The following is a 21,653-nucleotide window of genomic DNA, read 5'->3' on the forward strand; positions in this document are numbered from 1 at the left end:
GTCATAGAAGCAAGCTTCTAATCAGTTCGCTCGACTTGCATGTATTAGGCACGCCGCCAGCGTTCATCCTGAGCCAGGATCAAACTCTCCGAAGAAATGTTTGACTTGCTCAATTTAAAAAATAAAAATTAACGTTGACGTTTGTCGCTTTGTTCAGTTTTCAAAGTTCAATATATTTGGAGCGGGTGATGAGAATCGAACTCACGACATCAGCTTGGAAGGCTGAGGTTTTACCACTAAACTACACCCGCAATATGGCGCGCCCGAGAGGAGTCGAACCCCTAACCTTTTGATCCGTAGTCAAACGCTCTATCCAATTGAGCTACGGGCGCTTCTTATGATGTTTACCGCCGTTGTTTTGGCGACTTTATTATAATATCATTTCTATTTTCTTATGTCAACACTTTTTTAAAAAGTTTTTTTGGTGCGGCCGAGAGGACTTGAACCTCCACGGGGTCGCCCCCACTAGGCCCTCAACCTAGCGCGTCTGCCATTCCGCCACGACCGCTAAACACATAAAATGAATAAGATGCGGGTGAAGGGACTTGAACCCCCACGTCGTAAAGACACTAGATCCTAAGTCTAGCGCGTCTGCCAATTCCGCCACACCCGCAAGAAATGAAAATGAGCCATGAAGGACTCGAACCTTCGACCCTCTGATTAAAAGTCAGATGCTCTACCAACTGAGCTAATGGCTCTTTATGGCTGGGCTAGCTGGATTCGAACCAACGCATGACGGAATCAAAATCCGTTGCCTTACCGCTTGGCGATAGCCCAATAATTTAAAATGGCGGTCCCGACGGGAATCGAACCCGCGATCTCCTGCGTGACAGGCAGGCATGTTAACCGCTACACCACGGGACCATCCAAAATTATGTATAAAACAGTCAAATGGTGGAGGATGACGGGATCGAACCGCCGACCCCCTGCTTGTAAGGCAGGTGCTCTCCCAGCTGAGCTAATCCTCCACAGAATATGTAAATAAAAATCAATGGTGACCCGTACGGGATTCGAACCCGTGTTACCGCCGTGAAAGGGCGGTGTCTTAACCGCTTGACCAACGGGCCATTATAAAATGGCGGAGAAGGAGGGATTTGAACCCTCGCGCCGCTTACACGACCTACACCCTTAGCAGGGGCGCCTCTTCAGCCACTTGAGTACTTCTCCATATGGCTCCACAGGTAGGACTCGAACCTACGACCGATCGGTTAACAGCCGATAGCTCTACCACTGAGCTACTGTGGAATAATATTTATCAGACTTCTTACATTGTAATCGACATTATATGTAATGTCAATAAGTTTTTGTAATTTCTTTGCCGTTTATTTGAGACGGCTTTATTAATTTATCATAATCAATCTATTTTAGTCAAGCATCTTCTACATTTTTTTTAATTTACCTTTACACTTTCCACAAACATATTTAACCGTGTTCACTTTTCTTTTTCGAACATATTTTTGCTCACACTGCATACATACATATATGTGCTCTTTTTTCTTTCCATCACTTTCTTTTTTCAATGCCTGACAAAACCGGGGGGCGCCTACTTCTTCCATTAGGCTTTTAAAGTCTTGATCTCCATGCTTATACCCTTTCCCCTCAATATGCAAATGATAGTGACAGAGCTCATGTTTAATGATTGCTACTATTTCTTGTGTGCCATATTGTTCAAAGTATTTGTAGTTTACTTCTATATTAGATGTACGTAATAAATACCTTCCACCTGTCGTACGTAAACGAGAATTAAAGGTGGCTTCATGACGAAATGGTTTGTGAAACAGCTTCAATGAAATTTCTTCTACAAGTATTTGTAAATCCTTATCATTCATCTTATATACTCCTTTACTGTATGAAATCACCTGACTAGCTCTTTGGGCATACACTTCATTACATACTCACTATTTACCTTATCATAAATGAAAAGGAGTGATTGTCCTTATGCCAATGTGGCTACAAAAACAAATGAGGCGCGCTTATTCTGAAAAAGACCGTGCACAAATAAAATTGCTCAATCAATGTTGGTTTTTTTATCAAAAAAATAACTCCGCTTCTTAAATCACTTCTTTTTACAAATAAAATTGCCTTTTCAGATTTTCTGAAAAGGCAATTTTATTATTGATGAGGCGGAATCATCGTCAGTGCGACTCTTCCTTTTTTCATATCTACGTCTTCTACCCACACATTCACCAAATCTCCTACTGAAACGACATCGAGGGGGTGCTTAACGTACCGATTTGTTAATTTAGAAATATGAACTAGACCGTCTTGCTTAACTCCTATATCGATGAACGCTCCGAAGTCTACGACGTTTCGCACCGTGCCTTCAAGCTGAATACCTTTGGCAAGATCCTCTAGTTTCAAAATATCCTGACGGAGCAAAGGTTTTGGCAGTTCATCACGAGGATCTCTTTCCGGTCTTACAAGCGCTTCTATAATGTCTTTTAAAGTAAGCTCCCCTATCCTTAGTTCTTCTGATATTTCGGGTAAAGAAATATGTTTTAATGCTTCTTTTACTTTCTCCGTTCCAAGCTCAGTCTCTTTCACTTCAGCTTTCTTTAAAAGCTTTTTAACGTCTCCATATGTTTCAGGATGGATACCCGTTCTGTCTAAAGGTTCTTCACCTTCTATAATACGTAAAAAACCAATACACTGCTCATACGTTTTAGCGCCTAGACGCGGAATTTTCTTCAACTGTTTTCGGTTAGAGAATTTTCCGTTTTCATCCCGATATTTTACAATGTTTTGAGCAACTGTCTTATTTAGACCAGCAACATATTGTAGAAGCGATGCAGAAGCCGTGTTTGCATTTACTCCTACCTGATTTACTACTGTCTCCACAATAAAAGTCAGTGAATCATTTAATTGCTTTTGAGACACATCATGCTGATACTGCCCTACTCCTACCGACTTAGGATCGATTTTCACAAGTTCAGCCAGCGGATCTTGCAGCCTTCTGGCAATCGATACAGCGCTTCGCTCTTCTACTTGAAAATCAGGAAATTCCTCTCTAGCCACATCAGAAGCCGAATATACGCTTGCTCCCGCTTCATTCACAATCAAATAATAAACTGGGTTTTCAACCTCTTTAAGAACATCCGCTACAAATTGCTCCGTTTCGCGAGATGCCGTTCCGTTTCCAATGGCTACTACTTCAATAGGGTATTCAGCGAACATTTTCTTTAATTTATTTTGCGCTTCAGCTGCTTTTCTCACAGGAGGATGTGGATAAATAACATCAATTTTTAATACCTTGCCTGTTTCATCTACTACAGCTAATTTGCAGCCTGTTCGAAAAGCTGGATCTACTCCTAATACCACTTTCCCTTTCAATGGAGGTTGGAGAAGAAGTTTCCGTAAGTTTTCAGAAAAGATGTGAATGGCTCTTTCTTCCGCTTTTTCTGATAGCTCTTTACGGATTTCGCGTTCAATAGATGGTTCTATTAAGCGTTTATAAGCATCTTCTATAGCTGAGATGATATAACTTTCAGCTGAAGAATCCCTTTTTTTGATTACTTGTTTATGTAAATATGAAAGAGTACGATCTGTAGGCGCATCAATACTCACTTTTAAAATACCGTCTTTTTCTCCTCTATTCATGGCTAAGATACGATGAGGAACGATTCGCTTTACCGCTTCTGTATATTCATAGTACATTTCATAGATATTTTTTTCATCTTTTTCCGGATCTTTGACTGAAGTAACAATTATGCCATCTTTTACAGTAGTCGTACGAATCCATTGACGGTAAGATGCTTCGTCAGAAATTTGTTCCGCTACAATGTCTAGGGCTCCCTGAATAGCTTCTTCAGAAGATTGAACTCCCGCTTCTTCATTTATGTATGTTTTCGCTTCGTTCTTCACGTCAGAACGTGGAAAACTTAGTAGCCACTGTGCTAATGGTTCAAGACCTTTTTCTTTTGCTACAGTTGCTTTTGTACGTCGTTTTTGCTTAAAAGGGCGGTATAAATCTTCTACTTGCTGCAATTTCTTCGCTTGATGAATTTGAGCAGCCAGTTCCTCAGTTAATTTCCCTTGCTCTTCAATTAATCGAAGAACTTCCTCTTTACGCTCTTCTAAATTCATTAAGTAATTCCAGGAATCTAAAATATTCCGGATTTGGACTTCATCCAAAGCACCAGTTTGTTCTTTTCTATATCGAGCAATAAAGGGAACTGTATTACCGTCTTCTACTAAAGCAATTACGTTTTGTACTTGCTTTTGTGAAATTTCCACCTCTTTACTTACACGTTGAACAATTTGATTATCTAATTTCGTTGCAACAGACACAGCTTATCCTCCTAGCTAAATGAAACTTTGTCTTTATTGTAACAAAACTCACATGCAATAACACATGTGAGCTAAAAAGAAAGGCTATGCAGTTGGAAGATGACCAGCGATATACGTAATATCGTCATTATGAGATCGAATTGCTGCCTGTAGCCGTGTCGACAATTGATCTACATTCATCGAGTTAGCAAAAACAGATTTAATCTCTTTTAATTCTAAGCCATCTGTATGAATCAAAAATTTAGAACCGGAGTCATATGGGAAGGTTTGTGTGCGGAACTTTTGAATTTTCCCTGATAAAAAACCTTGAATTGGCAGAGGGTACGTTAATTTCCCCTCCGGAGAATACAGATAAAAGCGGATATTACCTACATTTGTATAATGAAATTCGTTATGTTTTTTATCAATTTTCAAAATAGCTACTGCCGCGCCTCTTGTATGTCGAGTAGCTTTGTTACACTTAGAAATGATCTCATCCACATCTAGATGATGATGAGCTTTCGCTACATCCGTAACAGCTACAGAAGCGGCTCTAGCTTGTTCACCGCTTCCTAATCCATCTGCCACTGCACATAGAAAATAGTCATCCGTTTCTTTGACATAGTAACTATCTCCACAACATACATTCCCTTGCTTTGGCTCTTGGTATATATGAGTTTGAATCAACTTTGTATTAGGGTCTACTGTCATCACGACATATACTCCGAATCGTTAGAATCTGAGCGAGCTGCAGTCCTTAGCTTATCAAGAGCTCTTCTTTGCAGTCGAGATACATGCATTTGAGAAATCCCTAACTTCTCACCGGCATCTTTTTGACTCAGATTTTCAATAAATGTATAGCGAATCACTTCTTTTTCTCTATCGCTTAATACATGAAGAATCTTTTCTAACACTAAGCGCTGATCAGTTTTCTCATAACCCGACTCTTGTTCACCTACTAAATCAAGGATTGTAACAGTACTTCCATCAGAGTCTGCTTCAATGGAATGATCAACAGACAACGCTTGATAACTTTGCCCCATCTCCATCGTTTCTAAAATTTCTTCCTCTGTCACTCCGATATGATCAGCAATTTCTTTCACTTGAGGAGATCGCTGTAAACGGGTTGTTAGCTCTTCGACAGCTGCTTTAATTTTAGGACCTAATTCTTTGATGCGGCGCGGTACGTGAACACTCCACGTTTTATCGCGTAAAAATCGCTTAATCTCTCCAATGATTGTAGGAACAGCAAACGATTCAAAGCTTCTTCCAAATGAAGCATCATACCTTCTAATAGCTCCTAACAGTCCTAGCATCCCTACCTGCACAATATCTTCATGTAAGCTTCTGCCTTTTGAATAGCGACGTGCAATAGATTCAACAAGGTTCTTGTAATGTACTACTAGATCACTTTGTGCTTCTTCATCCTGCGTTTTTTGAAAGCGCTCAATTCGTTCCTGAACCTGTTCTTTAGTTAATTTCATAGGTTGAGACTGTGTTTTCATCACTCTCCACCTGCTCTCTTTGCACATACTTAGTCATCATTAGCGTTACACCTTTTGAATTGACCATTTTCACTTCGTCCATTAGTGTTTCAATTAAATATAAACCAAGTCCACCTTCAGGAAGAAATTCAACTTCTCTTGATGTTTCATAAGGTCCTATATGTTCCTTAAGCTCTTCAAAATTAAAGCTTTCACCTTTATCGACCACCATGATTTCTAAACGGTCATCAAATAAACCAAAACCTACTCTCACTTCACCATTTTCTTCATTCTTGTAAGCATGCTGTACGGCATTTGTACATGCCTCACTCACAGCAATTTTCATATCTTCAATTTCATCATAAGAAAAACCCATCCGGTTCGCTACACCAGACAGCGTCAGTCGAATAATCGCTACGTAGTCTGGCTTAGCAGGAATCTTCATCTCAACAAAGTCATAAGGCTGTTTCATTTTACGCCACCTTCTACTTGTGAATTCACGTTTAAAATGTCTGTGAGGCCCGTAATATCAAATAAGCGCTTGATGCGCTCTGATACACCAACAAATTTCAAAGAGCCGTTATTTTTCTTATTGGCTTTTAACAATGCAATAAATACACCTAGTCCTGTACTATCCATGTATGATACATCGGTTAAATCGACTATAATTTCTGGTTCGGTATGTTCAGTAATTTCCATGAACTTTTCTTTTAGCTTAGGTGCTGTATATGCGTCAATCTCTCCAGCCAGCTTAATACGATATGCTTGACCGTCCTTTTGTATATCTATTTTTAAATTCATCGTATTAGTAGACCCCCTCTAATTTTGTGCTATCTTTTCTGTACCCTTATTTAGAATACTTAAACTAAACTCTTCAAAATAATCAATGTAAAGTCATCCCTCAATTGAAAATGCTGTAATTTTTCCAGCTCTTTATATACAGATTCTACAATTTCTTGAGGAGACAAATGCATGTATTTTCGAATTAATTTTATGATGTCCAATCTTTCAATAAATCCTTCTTCAGTTCTGCATTCTGTTACGCCATCTGTTAACAGAACAATCATATCGCCTTTTGAAAGCTGCTGCTCGTACTGAAGATATTTCACATGGCGATCGACTCCTAGCACGAGTCCTTTTGCTTCCAAATCTTCAAATGAATCAGCTTTGGCATCATAATAAAAACCTGGTTCATGCCCTGCAGATGCATAATCAAATAAGTTTGTCTCGGGATTATAGCTTCCGTAGAACATCGTAATAAACATACTTGGATCTACGTTTCGCTCTACAATATTATTCAAGTTCTCTAATACATAACTTGGATTTTTTCTTGAGTCCGGTAAGCTGTCCATTGCATATTTGATCATAGACATACACATTGCAGCTGGAATTCCTTTGCCGATCACATCGGCAATGGCAATACTTAACCCACCGTGCTCTTCTTCTACAAAGTGAAAATAATCTCCGTTCATCTGTTTAGCCGGTACGCTAATCGCACCAATTTCTAAAGTTGAACTAGCCGGAACCTTTGTCCCCAACAGCGTCTGCTGGACGTTAGCGGCAACTTCAATTTCAGAACGAAGTTCCCGCTGCTTATTTTTTAATGTTTGATGCTCACGAAGAGCAAGACCGTAGCTAATCATTACCTCAAGTAAAAAGTCCAGAGAATGCAGCACTTTTTCTGGAATATCAGAATAAATTTCTTCAATCACTTCTTTATGAATGCTCACAATATCTTCTGGCGATATTTCATTCTCTAAAGATTTTCTACTTAGTTTTTGTCCTTGATACAAAATTTGTTCATTTTGTGTTTGGATATAGTTCCCCAAAATATCTTTGTATAAATCTCTCATCTCTTTATCAAAAGACATTATCTATTTCCTCCTACCGGAGCCACTTAACTGCTTTAATCTCAGTACCTTCTCCGACATTTGTTTCGATGTCAAACTCATCCATCAATCGTTTTACCCCAGGAAGCCCAGCTCCTAGTCCACCCGATGTTGAGTATCCATCTTCCATTACTTTGCGAACGTCGGGGATACCTGGCCCTTCATCTGTTGCTACGACAAGAAGACCGTTTTTTCCTCCACGATTTAATTTCTCAATATAGATTTGACCCTTACCCGCATATAGGTAAATATTACGAGCTAATTCAGAAATGGCGGTTGTAATACGAGCTTGGTCAACTGTTCCAAACCCTAGCTCTTTCGACACATTTCTACCTAATTGGCGTGCCGCTACGATGTCCCATTCTGTTACGATTTTTACGCTGGATTGGAATTCCATATACTAATCCCCCAATTCCGATTGGAGTTTCTCAAGACCTTTTTCTAAATCGAGTGCAGTAAGAACATCATTTAGGCCAATCCCTAACTCAACAAGTGTAATAGCTACTGCAGGCTGGATACCTGTTAATACTACTCTAGCCCCCATCAAATTAGACATGCTAACCACGTCACCTAAAACTTTTGCGATGAATGAATCGATCATATCAATTGAAGTTAAATCGATTACCACTCCTTTTGCTCCAGTTTGATGAATTTTACTTAGCAAATCTTCTTGGAATTGAATAGCCGTTTGATCATCCAGCTCCCATTGAATGGATACCAATAAATAGTCGTACAATTTCAAAATGGGTATTCTCACGTTTATTCCTCCGATTCTATATCAACTATTTTCCGCTCAGTCATTTCTAACGCAAACTCTACGCCTTTTTTTAATGAGTTTTTCGTAATAATTTCATTTAAGTTAATACCTAAGTTCACAATAGTCTGAGCAATTTCCGGACGAATTCCTACTAACAAACACTTGGCTCCAACCAAACGTACGGCTTCAGCAGCTTGAATGATATGATGGGCCACCATCGTATCCACTACTGGTACTCCGGTAATATCTATTAATACGACCTCTGATCGGTGCTTTACGACACCTTGCAGTAAGTTTTCCATAATTTTCTTTGCGCGATCAGTGTCAATTGTGCCTACAAGCGGCATTACGGTAATTTTATCAAATACCGGTATTAATGGAGCAGACAATTCTTGAAGTGCCACTTTTTGTAACATAACTGTATTTTCCCACGAGTTGGAGTATTGTTCTACTATTTTGTTATAAATAGGGCTTAACCACTTGTCAAACCGATAGAATAATTCAGAATGAGTTTGGTCAGCCTTTACATGTTCACTGTTTACATACCCTTCAACCACTACGTGACCCAAGTTACGTACACCCTGTGTCAAATAAGCAAGAGGCCATCCTAAACTCACAACTCGTCCTACTACTTCCTCTAGTTCCTCTGCAAAATTTTCCTGATCACGGAATGCTTTTGCCAAAAGTAAATTTACAAAATCAGAGCTTACATTTACGTACACTTGCTCAGATACAATGTTTTTAATCCGCTCTGTTTCCACATCATTCATTAACACTAGCCATCGATCAAAAATTTCTGATTTATGATTTTGTATATAATTGAATAAATCTTGATTCATGAGGTCCTCCTTGTGAGTCAATACACTCATTTATATCTATCTATATATATTATCATTTTTAAAACGTTTCTTATTACAATATACGTTTACTGATTATTCCTAGTCAAATTAAAAAAGTTGCTCATAAAGGAGCAACTTAGCATAAATGGAAGTATAATTCTAAAAGTCGATAAGTCCTACACTGATTTGCAAGGCTTCATCCACTCTGTCCATCATTTCATCATCTAAATGGGTAATCTTGTCTGTTAGCCTCTGTTTATCAATAGTACGAATTTGTTCTAGTAAAATAACTGAATCTCGCTCAAATCCATAGCGCTTTGCATCAATTTCAACATGCGTAGGTAACTTTGCCTTTTGAATTTGAGCAGTGATCGCAGCTACAATAACAGTTGGGCTAAAACGATTGCCTATATCATTTTGAATGACAAGTACAGGGCGAACGCCTCCTTGTTCTGAGCCAACAACAGGAGATAGGTCAGCAAAATAAACGTCGCCACGTTTGACTACCAAGTCATTACCCCCCGCTTACTAAACGATCCACAGTATGATCAGCTTCATACTCTGCTAGAAAAGCCTCGGAAGCAATATTTAAGTTTATCTTTGCCATCTCCATATATCCACGTCTCATTGATTCGCGAATATGGCGTTTTTTTCGCTCACGAAGGTACAATTTTGTTGCTTGGTGAATAAAATCACTTCGGTTGCCATTTTCTTGTTTAACCATAAGATCGAGCTCCGATACTAAATTTTTCGGTAATCTTACTAGGATTTCTGTAGTTGCGCTCGCTTCAGACACAAACATACACCTCCAACATCAATACACACACCAATAGTCTCATCTTTCCTTATCATAACATTGATTAGCTTTAATGGAAAGTTAATTCTGTCAATTTCTACACTATTATCGTCAATTGATACCCTCTTTTATGCATGGAAGTTATTATTTTATTGTCTTTTGTTCGCAGACTTTTTATGTTGACTCAGGAAGATGTATATTCAGCGCAAGATATAATTATTAACATCAATATGCTGCGAATCTCTTGTATAAACCCTCGGAACCCTTGCTGCAACCATGCAAGGGATCTCATAATTAATTGTTTCAAGATGCTTCGCTACTTCATCAATTGTAATTTCAGCACCTTTTTGTTTTCCAATAAATGTTACCTTTGTACCCATTTTATACATTTTAGGTAATTTAATCATCAATTGATCCATGCAGATTCTACCAACAATTGGCACTTTAACTCCATCTACTAATACTTCAAAATTGCTTAATTTACGAATCCAGCCGTCTGCGTATCCTACTGGAATAGTAGCAATCCATTCATCTTCTTTAGCTTCATAAGTAGCTCCGTAACTGATATGACTCCCTTTTTTGACTTTTTTAACATGCACAATACGGCTGTGCAGCGAAAAAGCTTGTTTTAACGGAATTGGCAAGACTTCTTTTAATTCCTCAGAAGGACTCAAACCATACATAGCGATACCTAAGCGTACGCCATTAAAGATATCTTTCGGACGACGAAGCAAGGCTGCGCTATTTGCACAGTGAATCATCGGAGGTGTAAAATTATATTCTTTCACAATTCGAACCATTTCTTCAAAGAATGTGTATTGTTCTTCAAAATAAGACGAGTTTAGCTCGTCTGCTGTTGCAAAGTGTGTAAACACTCCATCCAGCACGAATCCCGAATGAGAAGCGATGATCTTCATCGTTTCGTGTAATTCTTCTTTTGTTCTAACTCCCAAGCGACCCATGCCTGTATCTATTTTTAAATGCATATGCAGCTGACTGTTTTCACCTAGAATGGACGCCGCTTCTTCAATCCAAGCTTTGCTATAAGCAGTGACCGTTACATCCCACTCCAATGCAGTTTGAATGTGTAGGGTAGGCACGGCGCCTAATACTAAAATGGATTCCTTTATTCCTTTTTTCCGAAGAGCAATAGCTTCATCCAAAAAAGCTACAGCTAGCATATCAGCACCAGCTTGAAGCGCAATCTCTGCTACTTCTTTATCTCCATGCCCGTACGCATTCGCCTTCACTACGGCCATTAACGTTTTATGCCCCGGTATTAGTTCTCTTACATGATTCACATTTTGAAAAATGGCTTCTACATCAATTTCTGCCCATGTTTCTCTATAAAATGCATCCATTACTACGACACTTCCTTTTTTCAGAACCATTCTAAACGTACTTTCCTCTGTTAGTATAATACATCTATAGCCAAACTTCATCTCGATCTTTATTCAAATTAAGCAAGAACAAGCCTACATATATGCAGGCTTGTAAGCTTCTCTTATTTTCCCATCTGACTTTGCACAGATCTAGCAACTGTACTCAATTCATCTGGTGTTAGCTGATCAGAAGCCAGCATAAAGTCTACTCCATTATATGTCCAAGATAGACTTTTATCCGTTAAAGCTCCCACAGTAAAACCTAAATCAAATGGCTCTCCGGCAGTAACTGTAGATGTCGTTGTTTTTGCTACTTGCGCTTTTTCTTGTACAAGCGTAAACGGCTTTTCTCCTTTGTACATTAAAACGACTCTTTCGCCATTTTCTGTCTCAATTTTCTTTTCCTTGGACAGCTTTGTACCTTTTGGAACATCCTTAGGATAAAGGACGCTAAATGATTTCTGCTGAGCTAATGTCGGAACGTCAATCTTTGCACTTGTCATATTTCTTTTTGTATCAAAAGCCCCTTTATCAAACTTAGAATCGAATTTGACCTTAGAGAAATCAACTTTTATTAACACTTTATTATCCGTATCCATAATTTTAACCGAAACAGGCGCTAAGTCACTTTTGTTCAGCGTAATTTCTTGTTTAGGAAGCATCGTGCTATTTTGATAGTTGGTTTTTGTTTCAAAAATATAATGCTTATCCGTTGATTTAAAGCTTGCCTTTTCATCCTTCACAATATCTTGGACAAGGGATTCATACAAATAAGCTTGACTGCTATTTTGCGGCCAGTCACTTTGAAAACGAAAGCTTTTATTTAAGGCAGGCGTTAAAACAAAAACCCCTTCATCATTACGCAAAATCATTTGGCTTTGATCTTTCTTTGTATTTTTCAAATTCACTCGATAATACATAGGCTTACTATGCCAAATCTCTACATCATATACTTGAGCATCTTTCCCTGTATTTAATGTCATCTTAGCATCTGATTTATAACCCGCCATTTCTTGTACCTTGGCATCCAATGCATCTGTTACATCCTGCTGACTTTTTTCACCGCATGCTGATAAGGCTAAGAGAAAAAAGGCGCAAACAAATAAGCCAATCCATTTTTTATGCATTTCCCCAACTCCTTTATTTCGTATATTCACAGCTAAACGGAGAAGCAAGAACATATCTTGTCTCCCCTATCCACACTATGAATATATGAACAAGAAATAGTGAATATGCAGACTAGCTTGACAAGCGTTCAATAATTACTTGAGCAATTGCATAGTGCGCACTGTGGGAAATAGATACGTGTACGGACGCGTCCAGTGGTTGTTTTGTAACAATGTGGGGCTTTCCTCTTTCATCATTCATGATTTCGATATCTTGGAAGCTGAAATCTTTTCCTATTCCTGTTCCAAGAGCTTTCGAATATGCTTCCTTCACAGCAAATCTTCCTGCTAAAAATTCGACCTTACGTCGGCTTGATAGCTTTTCATAGCGTTCTTTTTCATTTTTTGTTAAAATCCGAGTAACAAAAGCGCTTTGACGCTGCACCATTTTTTCAATCCGCTCTAACTCTGTAATATCAATTCCAGTTCCTATAATCATTTTCATTTAATCCTCTCTTACAGAATAGTATATAAAAATGCCTTTATAAAAGGAGTGACAAATATGTTCGTACGCACAGAAAATGCAGCTGAATTTAAACGTTTTTACCCTGTTACCTTCACGCTTATCTGCATCCACATTGCGCTATGGTTACTTGCCGCTCTTCCCTCAAACCTTGCAGAATCTTTTATACATCAGCTTATTGGTGTGAATAGCTTAATTTCTCAAGGAGACTACTGGCGACTTTTCACACCTATCTTTTTGCATCTAAGCTTTTCACACCTTCTTTTTAACTCATTTTCATTGTTCTTGTTAGGGCCAGGTGCTGAGCGTATTCTTTCTTCTTATAAGTTTCTTCTATTCTACCTTACGTGTGGATTTCTTGGAAATATCGTTACATTTCTAACCCAATCTTCTTTCTACAGCCATGTGGGTGCATCCGGTGCCATTTTCGGGCTGCTCGGGTTTTACCTCTACCTTGTAATAAAACAAAAGCATATGCTTTCTCAAAGTAACCAGCAAATCATTGTCGTCTTCTTAATTATTGGATTACTTTCAGGTCTGCTAACGCCAAGAACCAACAACACAGCTCATTTCGTTGGAGGTATTGCTGGATTTCTTCTCGCTTTTCTCGCGTTCAAACAGAAAAACAAGCCACAGATATGAGGCCTGCTTTAAGATTTAATATAAAAAGTGGATGAGTTAATAAATTCCACATCTTCATAAGACTTCAAGTCTCTTACTAACTGAAAGAGCGCTTCATCTTTTTTCTTAGCTTCAATCATGCAATCAATTTGCGGTATCGTTCCATTTACTTCTTTTAAAAAGCTGTAAAACCCATGAACATCGATATAATCTGCATGGGCTCTAAATTCTTTATCACTTTTAGGACTAGATATATGCATTTTTAGAGGAAGCGTTTCCTGTTCCCACGTTCTAGTGATACGGTCCCAATGCTCTTGCCATGGAGTTTCATCGTTGTTTGCCTGATGATGATGAAGATCAAAAATGATTGGGACATTTAGTTTTTCACATAAATACAAGACGTCCTTTATATGAAAGGTTGTATCGTCGTTTTCTAACATAATCATTTGCTGAAGGGATTGAGGTACAAGCCCCCAATTATGAATAAACTGCTCCAATGCTTTTTCTTTATCATTATAAGCCCCTCCGACATGTAAAACACAGCGATTTTGAAGCGGAATATCCATTCCTTTCAGCAACTTTTGATGCATGCGAAGAGTTTGAATAGAATGCTTAAAAACCTCTTTATCCGTTGAGTTTAAAACAACAAAATGATCCGGGTGAAAATCTACTCGCATTGGATGTTCTTTCAAAAATACAGAGATACGCTGAAGAGCATCCTTTAAAGGAGCTATGTAGTTCCATTCTTTTAGCGCCTCATGGTTAGCTAATGGAATTAACTTAGAACTGAATCGAAAAAACTCAATTTCACTCCACGCATTATGTTTTAATAAACGTAAGCAGTTTTCTAAGTTGGATATTGCAATACGTTCGAGCTTGCGAATGGCCGCTTCATGGTCTTTCACACGCTGAAATTGTGCAAAAGTCATTGTTTGAGAAGGAGAACTATTTTCCAAATGAACGCTCATCGCCACATAACCTAACCGAACAATGGTCGACATCAGTGAACACCCCATTTTATTTTACTCATAGTGTGCACCAATAAAATAGCAATTAACACATAAAAAAACGAGCCTGTTAAGGCTCGTTTTTATTTTACGCTTTGCTGCGAGAATCTTTACGATTACTGCTGCTATTACGATTTCTATTATCACTGCCGTTGCTTCCACCGCGACGCTTGTCACCAAAACGCTTTGAGTTTCCACGACGATTTTGCTGTGAGTAGTTTTTAGAGTTAGAACGTGAACGACCTCCGCCATTTCCACGTTTGTTTTTATCACCTTTTGCAATTACTGGTGGTTCAGCAGTTAATTGAATTGGTGATTCGTTTGGTTCTTTTGTAAATAATTTGATCGCTGCTGCCACTAATGAAACTGAATCGTGCTCTTCAAGTAACTCTTCTGCCAACTGTTTGTAGTAAGATAAGTTGCCTTGTGTCACAGATTCTGTTAATTTGTCAGCTGCAATACGCTGTTGACCTTCCATTGCTTCATCAAGCGTTGGAGGAGTAAGACGCTCCATTTTACGTTTTGTTGTACGCTCAATATTGTGTAACTGTCCAGTTTCTCTTGGCGTTACAAATGTCATAGCAGCACCCATTTTACCAGCACGTCCTGTACGTCCGATACGGTGTACATAGCTCTCTGGATCTTGAGGGATATCAAAGTTGTATACATGAGTAACACCAGAAATATCAAGTCCGCGTGCAGCTACGTCCGTTGCAACTAATACATCAATAGAACCTTCTTTAAATTGACGTAGTACAGATAGACGTTTCGATTGCGTCAAGTCACCATGGATACCTTGTGCAGAATAACCACGCATATTTAATGCTTCTGATAACTCATCAACACGGCGCTTTGTACGACCAAAGATGATAGCTAATTCAGGTGATTGCATATCTAAAAGACGAGTAAGGATATCAAATTTACGCTTTTCTTGTACTTCTAAATAATACTGCGTAATGTTTGGCATCGTTACTTCTTTTGCTTGTACTTTTACCACTTTTGGTTCGTTCATGAATTTTTCAGCAATGCGACGGATTGGAGTAGGCATTGTTGCTGAGAATAAAAGTGTTTGGTGGTTCTCAGGTACGTTTGATAAGATTTTTTCAATGTCTTCGATGAATCCCATGTTTAACATTTCATCTGCTTCATCTAAAATAACTGTATGAACATCTTGTAGACGAAGTGTACGACGATTAATATGATCTAGCATACGCCCTGGTGTCCCTACGATGATATGAGGGTGCTTTTTCAATGCACGAATTTGACGACTGATATCTTGACCACCGTAAATTGATAGCACGCGTACGCGCTTTGTTTGACCAATTTTGTAAAGTTCTTCAGATACCTGTACAGCAAGTTCACGAGTAGGAGCAATAATTAACCCTTGAATTGCATCTACGTTTACATCAACTTTTTCAATAAGAGGAATACCAAATGCCGCTGTTTTCCCTGTTCCTGTTTGTGCTTGTCCGATCAAATCGTGACCTTCTAGTGCTAATGGGATAGTTTCTGATTGAATTGGTGTTGCTTCTTCAAAACCCATTTTACTCACAGCTTTATTAAGCTGTTGACTTAATCCTAAATCTTGAAATAATGCCAAGTTTTTCAAACTCCTTTTATATTTAGACTATCTATATTTTACAAAAAAAAGCATTCTCCGAGGAAACGGAAAATGCTCTAAACGACTACTTCAATAAATTCAACGTTTAGAGTATAAGCGCCTCAAGACACTCAGACTACATCATAACACTATGGCTTTCCGTTTGCAATAGAGCTTACTTATACTCTTTTTAATATCACGGTAATTTATGCATCATTTTTGAGATAACTTCCTCAAGCTTCATCCCTCGAGATGCTTTCACTAAAACCACATCTTCTCTTGTTGTAATCGCTGTTAATTTTTTAACAAGCTCATCTTTCTCCTCAAAGTGCATTACCTTATCTTCTGCAAAATTATTTTTTGCTCCTTGCTCAATTTCAACAGATAAGGGGCCGTATGTTAGAACATAATCAATTTTTTCTGCTTGAATAAACTCTCCCACTTCTTTGTGGAACTCTTTTTCCTGATCGCCTAATTCAAGCATATCCCCGAGAACAAGAATTTTTTGCTTATAGCCTTCTAAATCATGCATCAACGTGATAGCAGCTTTAACGGACGTTGGGCTTGCGTTATATGCGTCATTAATGAAGGTCAGGCCATCTGTTCGTTTCACGAGCTCCATACGCATATTGGTTAGTTTTAATTCTTTTAATCCCTTAGCGATTGTTTCATTGTCTAGTCCAAAATAATGACCTACCGCAATAGCAGAAAGCGCATTGTGAACATTATGTTTACCTAATACCGGGATAAAGAATGGATATGTTGTTTCACGTGAAACAGTGAATGTTGTGCCTAACTCTTCAGCTGAAATAGCACTTGGATACAAATCGTTTTGTTCTGAGCTGCCAAATGTCACCGTTTCAAATACTGGATTAACAACGCGCGACGTTAAAAGTGGCTCATCACCATTATAGACAAGCTGACCTGTTGGCGCTAAGCCGCTTGTAATTTCTAATTTTGCCTCCGCAATTCCATCACGGCTTCCTAAGTCTTGAAGGTGCGATTCTCCGATATTTGTAATAATGGCCACATCAGGCTCCGCTAAATTAGAAAGAAACTCAATTTCCCCTCGGCTGCTCATGCCCATTTCTAAAACTGCAATATCATGAGTTTCATCTAAACGCAAAATAGTAAGCGGCATACCAATATGATTATTAAAGTTTCCATCTGTTTTCAGAACGCGGTAAGTTGTATCGAGCACAGCTTTCACCATGTCTTTTGCTGTTGTTTTTCCGTTACTTCCTGTAATGCCCACTACTTTAATATCTAACTCGTGACGATAGGATTTCGCTAATTGCTGAAGAGCTTCTAGCGTATCATCGACTAAAATAACACTAATGTCTGTCGGTGGATTTTCTTCATCTTTGTTCCACAGTGTAGCGAGCGCTCCGTTTTCAATTGCTTTATGAACAAATGCATGCCCGTTAAAACGTTCCCCTTTAATTGGGATATATAAATTACCTTGCTGAATGGTTCTCGTATCAATTGAGACTCCCTCAATTACAGCTGCTTCGTTTCCACTATGAAATACACTTCCTGGAATCATTGTAGCTAGCTGTGTAAGCGTACGTTTAATCATTTTTGGTTTGCTCCTCTCGATATAAAGTTAACTATGGATAACATTAATTGAAACTAAACACAGAAACACTATTCATGATGAATAGTGTTGTGTGAGTTACATTGTGTGTTTAATTTGCTGCTTTTCGGTATGACGTTCAATTGCTAGTGATACAAGTTTTTCGATTAAATCTGGATATTCAACACCTGCGTGTTTCCACAATAACGGGAACATACTGAAAGGTGTAAAACCAGGCATTGTATTCACTTCATTAATAATGAATTTACCTTCTGATGTTAAGAAGAAATCTGCACGTACAAGACCAGATCCATCAATTGCTTTAAATGCTTTGATTGCTAGTGCTGACATTTCTTGATGCTGTTCTTCTGTAATTTCAGCTGGAATAATAAGGCCTGTATCGCCGTCTTCATATTTGGCTTTGTAATCGTAAAACGCTTTTTTAGGTAAGATTTCTCCAACTACTGAACAAGCTGCATCATCATTACCTAACACACCAATTTCAACTTCACGACCAATTGCTGCTGCTTCTACAATGATTTTCCGATCGAATAAGAAAGCTTCAACAAATGCTGCTTCTAACTCGTCGCGGTTATCACATTTGCTAATCCCAACGCTTGAACCTAAATTTGCTGGTTTAACAAAGCAAGGGTATCCAAGTGTTTCTACTTTTTCATAAGCAGCTGTTCGATCTGCTTCCCACTCGCGGCGGATAAATGATACGTACTCTACTTGAGGGAGACCTGCCTGTGCAAACAGCTGCTTCATTACAACTTTATCCATACCAGCTGCTGAAGCTAATACGCTGTTTCCAACATAAGGAATATTCAATAATTCTAATAATCCTTGTACCGTACCATCTTCTCCATTTGGACCATGAAGAAGTGGGAAAATAACATCTAGCTGATCATCTGTTTTTGAATCTGTTAATGCAAACATTTCCGTATTCAATGAAACTGGTGAAATAGCAGTTCCATTATCTTGAATTTCTAATTGAGCAACCGTTTCAAGCGGACCAGTCAGCTGTGTGCCGCGAATCCACTTTCCTGTTTCTGTAATGTAAATTGGATGCACTTCATATTTATCGTGATTAATTGCTTTTGAAACTGCTAGAGCTGTTTGTAAAGATACTTTATGTTCAGCGGATTTTCCTCCGTATAAAAGGCCAAGCTTAATTTTCACTGATGTTCCTCCTAACACATATTCATCTTTTCTATTTTATCATGCACGTTTAGATAGTAAACAGAAATATTAACTATTATTACGTATGTCAAAATAGCTAGGCTTGTGAAAGAAATTCCATCGCCTACCTTTATTATTTAGAATCATCTTTCCCAATGGCTCATTTATTCTTGAAAAAACTTTCTTGATTTTAAATCTTTTTTAAAAGTTTATTTGTAAAGTTTATTTATGCTAAAGATAATCATCAACAATCGAAACTATAGTTCTGGTACAAATCAGGAGGTTCAACAAACATGAGTAAAATGGGCAAGAAGATGATTGCTGCATGCAGTGTAGCCATTGGAAGTATTTATGCAACGGGCTATATAAACACTCTATCTGATGCACAAGCTGTTCAAGTCACACCGGCTCATCATCAGAAAAAAACGACAGATCAGACAGACAATCAAACGATTGTCAATGACAGCTGGGGAGAAGATATAGCTTCGTCTAATAAAAACCAGTCACCAGCAAGTATCGAAAGTTCTGCTCCTAAAACAAAATACAAAGATGGTACGTATTCTGGCCAAGGAAGCAACCGTATCGGAACCGTCTACGTATCCGTGACCATTAAAAACGACCGAATTGATACAGTTGAAATTACAGAAGCAGATACTCACTATTCTCAAAGTTACATTGAGGACCTTCCGTCTCAAGTCGTACAAAGACAAAGCTCAGACGTCGACGTCGTGAGCGGAGCAACACTTAGTACAGAAGATTTTCAAAATGCCGTGGATGACGCACTTCAGCAAGCAATGAATGCATAAAGGAGAAACGAACGATGTCCATAAAAACGTATAGCCGCTCTGTATTATGTATGGGAACAACCGTCTCACTTCAAGTAATTGCTCCGCAATCAGAGGAAGCAAATGTCCTTCACCATATTTCAAAGGCATTTACTATTTTTAAAGCCGTTGAAACGACGTGCAGTCGATTTGATGCGAAAAGCGAAGTGATGAAACTAATTAGACATGTCAAAGAACCCGTTTCTGTTAGTCCTCTATTATTTGAAGCCCTTTATTTCGCTGTCTTAGTAGCAAATGAAACGTATGGAATCTTTGACCCAACGGTAGGAAAACAATTAGAAAACCGAGGTTTTAACGAACATTACTTATATGGAAATTCCATACAAACGGACGAAGCAGTCGATTCTGGAAGTTATAAAGATATCGTATTGGATACACATAAAAAAACGGTTCTCTTACAAAAACCGATGATTATAGATCTTGGAGCGGTTGCCAAAGGATTAGCTATTGATCTGGCTGCCCGCTCCCTTCCTTATCAGCATTTTATGATTAATGCCGGAGGAGACATTCTAGTTAAAGGACTCAATCAACACGGAGAGTTATGGAAAGTCGGGATTCAGCACCCTCGGATTCAAACGCAGTCATTACTGACTTTACGTGTAACAGATACGGCTGTCTGCACATCAGGAAATTATGCTAGAAAAAATAAGACGCAACCATCCATGCATCATTTGGTTAATCCCTTATCTCCATCCACTCGAAGCAGTCTAATGAGTTGTACAGCGATTGCTCCTTCTGCCATGATGGCCGATGCATTATCTACATCAGCTTTTATTTTAGGAGCGGAAAAAGGAGTAAATTTATTGAATGATGCCGACATACGCGGCGTACTCTTCGACTCTAGTTTCACTCCTTTTTTCACATCAGATATGGAGGAATTAATAAATTATGACCACACGTTCTGAACGAAGAAGCGGTGTTAAATATATTAGTATACCAAAAGGTTATATTATTGTAGATGAAAACAAACCAAAAGAAATAAGTCGGTGGGCGCAGCTAGTTAAAACACCTAAAAGATACGTGATGGCTATGCTGCTGCTTTTAACCTTATTAGGTGAATTCAACTCTTCTGCCTTTCAAGGATTAGGACACCTACTGCTTGCCATATGCTCGGCGGCCGCCTTAGATTTAGGATTTTCTTTTGCTTATAAAAAGAAAATTCAGCTCCCTGACGGCGGGATCATTACTGGATTAATTATTGCCTTAGTGCTTAGCACATCTACACCGCCTTCGGTCACATTTTGCACCGTAGCTGTAGCGATTTTATCCAAGCACTTAGTAAAAGTAAAAAAGAAGCCTATTTTTAACCCTGCCGCTTTTGGTCTTCTCTTTTCGCTTATTGTCTTTTCAAGCGGCCAAAGCTGGTGGGGAAGCTTATCTTTACTACCCGTCTGGCTCATTGTATTCGTGTTTGTGACAGGGTACCTTGTGACAAGCAAAGTAAATAAATTCCCTCAAATATTTGCGTTTTTAGGCGTGTATTTTGCTATTTTTGCGATTATGTCATTAATAGGAGTAGGTGATGTAGCGGATGCTTTAAGAGCTCCTTTTGTCAATTCTACTTTATTTTTAGCCTTCTTTATGGTGACGGATCCGCCAACTTCTCCTGCGAAGTATAAAGACCAAATTAAATTTGGGCTACTTGCGGGGGCAATTAGCGCCGTAGATTACTTAGTTTTTGGCGGCCTCGCCTATTTATTAATTGGCCTGTTACTTGCTAATGCATGGAAAGCATGGAAGGCTGCAAACAAAAAAGTGATGAAAAAAGCTGCCTAATGAC

The 21,653-nt window shown here is 38.6% G+C and carries 24 protein-coding genes, 11 tRNA genes and 1 rRNA gene; 5 read left to right on the top strand and 31 right to left on the bottom strand.

Annotation, left to right across the window (positions count from 1 at the left end):
• From AC0C45_RS28120 to AC0C45_RS28180, 13 genes are all read right to left on the bottom strand, one after another.
• Positions 1–95: ribosomal RNA gene (locus AC0C45_RS28120) — 16S ribosomal RNA — on the bottom strand; the annotation flags it as partial.
• Positions 96–177: 82 nt separating this feature from the next.
• Positions 178–251 (bottom strand) — tRNA-Gly (locus AC0C45_RS28125).
• Positions 252–255: 4 nt separating this feature from the next.
• Positions 256–332: transfer RNA gene (locus AC0C45_RS28130), tRNA-Arg, on the bottom strand.
• A 90-nt stretch (positions 333–422) separates the two neighbouring features.
• A tRNA-Leu gene (locus AC0C45_RS28135) sits at positions 423–508 on the bottom strand.
• A 22-nt stretch (positions 509–530) separates the two neighbouring features.
• Positions 531–613: transfer RNA gene (locus AC0C45_RS28140), tRNA-Leu, on the bottom strand.
• A gap of 12 nt (positions 614–625) precedes the next feature.
• Positions 626–698: transfer RNA gene (locus tag AC0C45_RS28145), tRNA-Lys, on the bottom strand.
• A gap of 4 nt (positions 699–702) precedes the next feature.
• A tRNA-Gln gene (locus tag AC0C45_RS28150) sits at positions 703–777 on the bottom strand.
• An 11-nt stretch (positions 778–788) separates the two neighbouring features.
• Positions 789–864, bottom strand: a tRNA-Asp gene (locus AC0C45_RS28155).
• 28 nt (positions 865–892) lie between these two features.
• Positions 893–968 (bottom strand) — tRNA-Val (locus AC0C45_RS28160).
• Positions 969–992: 24 nt separating this feature from the next.
• Positions 993–1,067 (bottom strand) — tRNA-Glu (locus AC0C45_RS28165).
• 9 nt (positions 1,068–1,076) lie between these two features.
• A tRNA-Ser gene (locus tag AC0C45_RS28170) sits at positions 1,077–1,167 on the bottom strand.
• 3 nt (positions 1,168–1,170) lie between these two features.
• Positions 1,171–1,245: transfer RNA gene (locus AC0C45_RS28175), tRNA-Asn, on the bottom strand.
• Positions 1,246–1,379: 134 nt separating this feature from the next.
• Positions 1,380–1,829: a SprT family protein gene (locus tag AC0C45_RS28180; RefSeq protein ID WP_472929196.1), complete on the bottom strand. Its 450-nt coding sequence runs from the start codon at positions 1,827–1,829 to the stop codon at positions 1,380–1,382.
• Positions 1,830–1,938: 109 nt separating this feature from the next.
• Here AC0C45_RS28180 and cmpA point away from each other — a divergent pair, with 109 nt between their 5' ends.
• Complete coding sequence (cmpA, locus tag AC0C45_RS28185; RefSeq protein ID WP_013055014.1) at positions 1,939–2,055, top strand: cortex morphogenetic protein CmpA; 117 nt, start codon at positions 1,939–1,941, stop codon at positions 2,053–2,055.
• Between the two features lie 57 nt (positions 2,056–2,112).
• Here cmpA and AC0C45_RS28190 read toward each other — a convergent pair whose 3' ends face one another.
• The 14 genes from AC0C45_RS28190 to acpS all read right to left on the bottom strand — a co-directional run bounded on the left by AC0C45_RS28190 (position 2,113) and on the right by acpS (position 13,018).
• The gene (locus AC0C45_RS28190) at positions 2,113–4,287 is read right to left on the bottom strand and encodes a Tex family protein (RefSeq protein WP_280168783.1); all 2,175 of its coding nucleotides are present in this window, start codon (positions 4,285–4,287) and stop codon (positions 2,113–2,115) included.
• 84 nt (positions 4,288–4,371) lie between these two features.
• On the bottom strand, positions 4,372–4,977 hold the full coding sequence (locus AC0C45_RS28195) for a PP2C family serine/threonine-protein phosphatase (protein ID WP_013081423.1): 606 nt from the start codon (positions 4,975–4,977) through the stop codon (positions 4,372–4,374).
• Positions 4,977–5,771 carry an RNA polymerase sigma factor SigB gene (gene sigB, locus AC0C45_RS28200; RefSeq protein ID WP_013055011.1) on the bottom strand — a complete coding sequence of 265 codons (795 nt, stop codon included), beginning with the start codon at positions 5,769–5,771 and terminating at the stop codon, positions 4,977–4,979. The genes AC0C45_RS28195 and sigB overlap by 1 nt, the downstream gene beginning before the upstream one ends.
• Positions 5,737–6,222 (bottom strand): anti-sigma B factor RsbW, encoded by a 486-nt coding sequence (rsbW, locus tag AC0C45_RS28205; RefSeq protein WP_016762758.1) that lies wholly within the window; start codon positions 6,220–6,222, stop codon positions 5,737–5,739. Before rsbW ends, sigB begins: the two co-directional genes overlap by 35 nt.
• Positions 6,219–6,551, bottom strand: a complete 333-nt coding sequence (locus AC0C45_RS28210; RefSeq protein WP_013055009.1) for an anti-sigma factor antagonist — start codon at positions 6,549–6,551, stop codon at positions 6,219–6,221. The genes rsbW and AC0C45_RS28210 overlap by 4 nt, the downstream gene beginning before the upstream one ends.
• A 59-nt stretch (positions 6,552–6,610) precedes the next feature.
• The gene (locus tag AC0C45_RS28215; RefSeq protein WP_013055008.1) at positions 6,611–7,621 is read right to left on the bottom strand and encodes a PP2C family protein-serine/threonine phosphatase; all 1,011 of its coding nucleotides are present in this window, start codon (positions 7,619–7,621) and stop codon (positions 6,611–6,613) included.
• A 13-nt stretch (positions 7,622–7,634) separates the two neighbouring features.
• Positions 7,635–8,036 carry an anti-sigma regulatory factor gene (locus AC0C45_RS28220; protein ID WP_013055007.1) on the bottom strand — a complete coding sequence of 134 codons (402 nt, stop codon included), beginning with the start codon at positions 8,034–8,036 and terminating at the stop codon, positions 7,635–7,637.
• 3 nt (positions 8,037–8,039) lie between these two features.
• Positions 8,040–8,396, bottom strand: coding sequence for an STAS domain-containing protein (locus tag AC0C45_RS28225; RefSeq protein ID WP_013055006.1), 357 nt, complete (start codon positions 8,394–8,396; stop codon positions 8,040–8,042).
• 2 nt (positions 8,397–8,398) lie between these two features.
• On the bottom strand, positions 8,399–9,235 hold the full coding sequence (locus tag AC0C45_RS28230; RefSeq protein WP_013055005.1) for an RsbT co-antagonist protein RsbRA: 837 nt from the start codon (positions 9,233–9,235) through the stop codon (positions 8,399–8,401).
• Between the two features lie 159 nt (positions 9,236–9,394).
• Positions 9,395–9,745 (bottom strand): type II toxin-antitoxin system endoribonuclease NdoA, encoded by a 351-nt coding sequence (gene ndoA / locus AC0C45_RS28235; protein ID WP_013055004.1) that lies wholly within the window; start codon positions 9,743–9,745, stop codon positions 9,395–9,397.
• Between the two features lie 4 nt (positions 9,746–9,749).
• On the bottom strand, positions 9,750–10,031 hold the full coding sequence (locus AC0C45_RS28240) for a CopG family ribbon-helix-helix protein (RefSeq protein ID WP_013055003.1): 282 nt from the start codon (positions 10,029–10,031) through the stop codon (positions 9,750–9,752).
• Between the two features lie 200 nt (positions 10,032–10,231).
• Positions 10,232–11,473 (bottom strand): alanine racemase, encoded by a 1,242-nt coding sequence (alr, locus tag AC0C45_RS28245; protein ID WP_404932076.1) that lies wholly within the window; start codon positions 11,471–11,473, stop codon positions 10,232–10,234.
• A gap of 62 nt (positions 11,474–11,535) precedes the next feature.
• A complete protein-coding gene (locus AC0C45_RS28250; protein ID WP_016762756.1) occupies positions 11,536–12,594 on the bottom strand; it encodes a LolA family protein in 1,059 nt (352 codons plus the stop codon).
• Between the two features lie 58 nt (positions 12,595–12,652).
• Positions 12,653–13,018 carry a holo-ACP synthase gene (gene acpS / locus AC0C45_RS28255; protein WP_047932842.1) on the bottom strand — a complete coding sequence of 122 codons (366 nt, stop codon included), beginning with the start codon at positions 13,016–13,018 and terminating at the stop codon, positions 12,653–12,655.
• Between the two features lie 63 nt (positions 13,019–13,081).
• Between acpS and AC0C45_RS28260 the strand changes: the two genes are divergently transcribed.
• Entirely contained in the window at positions 13,082–13,684 is a 603-nt protein-coding gene (locus AC0C45_RS28260; protein ID WP_013081417.1) for a rhomboid family intramembrane serine protease, read from the top strand.
• An 8-nt stretch (positions 13,685–13,692) separates the two neighbouring features.
• Here the strand turns inward: AC0C45_RS28260 and uvsE are convergent, their stop codons facing one another.
• The 4 genes from uvsE to AC0C45_RS28280 all read right to left on the bottom strand — a co-directional run bounded on the left by uvsE (position 13,693) and on the right by AC0C45_RS28280 (position 19,028).
• The gene (gene uvsE, locus AC0C45_RS28265; protein ID WP_034654859.1) at positions 13,693–14,664 is read right to left on the bottom strand and encodes a UV DNA damage repair endonuclease UvsE; all 972 of its coding nucleotides are present in this window, start codon (positions 14,662–14,664) and stop codon (positions 13,693–13,695) included.
• Positions 14,665–14,758: 94 nt separating this feature from the next.
• Positions 14,759–16,270 (bottom strand): degradosome RNA helicase CshA, encoded by a 1,512-nt coding sequence (gene cshA / locus AC0C45_RS28270; RefSeq protein ID WP_016762753.1) that lies wholly within the window; start codon positions 16,268–16,270, stop codon positions 14,759–14,761.
• A gap of 196 nt (positions 16,271–16,466) precedes the next feature.
• Entirely contained in the window at positions 16,467–17,849 is a 1,383-nt protein-coding gene (locus AC0C45_RS28275) for a UDP-N-acetylmuramoyl-tripeptide--D-alanyl-D-alanine ligase (protein WP_016762752.1), read from the bottom strand.
• Between the two features lie 96 nt (positions 17,850–17,945).
• Entirely contained in the window at positions 17,946–19,028 is a 1,083-nt protein-coding gene (locus AC0C45_RS28280) for a D-alanine--D-alanine ligase (RefSeq protein WP_237893288.1), read from the bottom strand.
• Between the two features lie 293 nt (positions 19,029–19,321).
• Here AC0C45_RS28280 and AC0C45_RS28285 point away from each other — a divergent pair, with 293 nt between their 5' ends.
• Genes AC0C45_RS28285 through AC0C45_RS28295 form a run of 3 tightly spaced genes read left to right on the top strand, consistent with a single transcriptional unit; the run spans position 19,322 to position 21,649 of the window.
• The gene (locus AC0C45_RS28285) at positions 19,322–19,834 is read left to right on the top strand and encodes an FMN-binding protein (RefSeq protein ID WP_472929198.1); all 513 of its coding nucleotides are present in this window, start codon (positions 19,322–19,324) and stop codon (positions 19,832–19,834) included.
• 14 nt (positions 19,835–19,848) lie between these two features.
• Positions 19,849–20,778, top strand: a complete 930-nt coding sequence (locus tag AC0C45_RS28290) for an FAD:protein FMN transferase (protein WP_280168781.1) — start codon at positions 19,849–19,851, stop codon at positions 20,776–20,778.
• Positions 20,762–21,649, top strand: coding sequence for an RnfABCDGE type electron transport complex subunit D (locus tag AC0C45_RS28295; RefSeq protein ID WP_472929199.1), 888 nt, complete (start codon positions 20,762–20,764; stop codon positions 21,647–21,649). Before AC0C45_RS28290 ends, AC0C45_RS28295 begins: the two co-directional genes overlap by 17 nt.
• The last annotated feature ends 4 nt before the right edge of the window (positions 21,650–21,653 follow it).

This window comes from Priestia sp. VA7 (genome assembly GCF_055710015.1).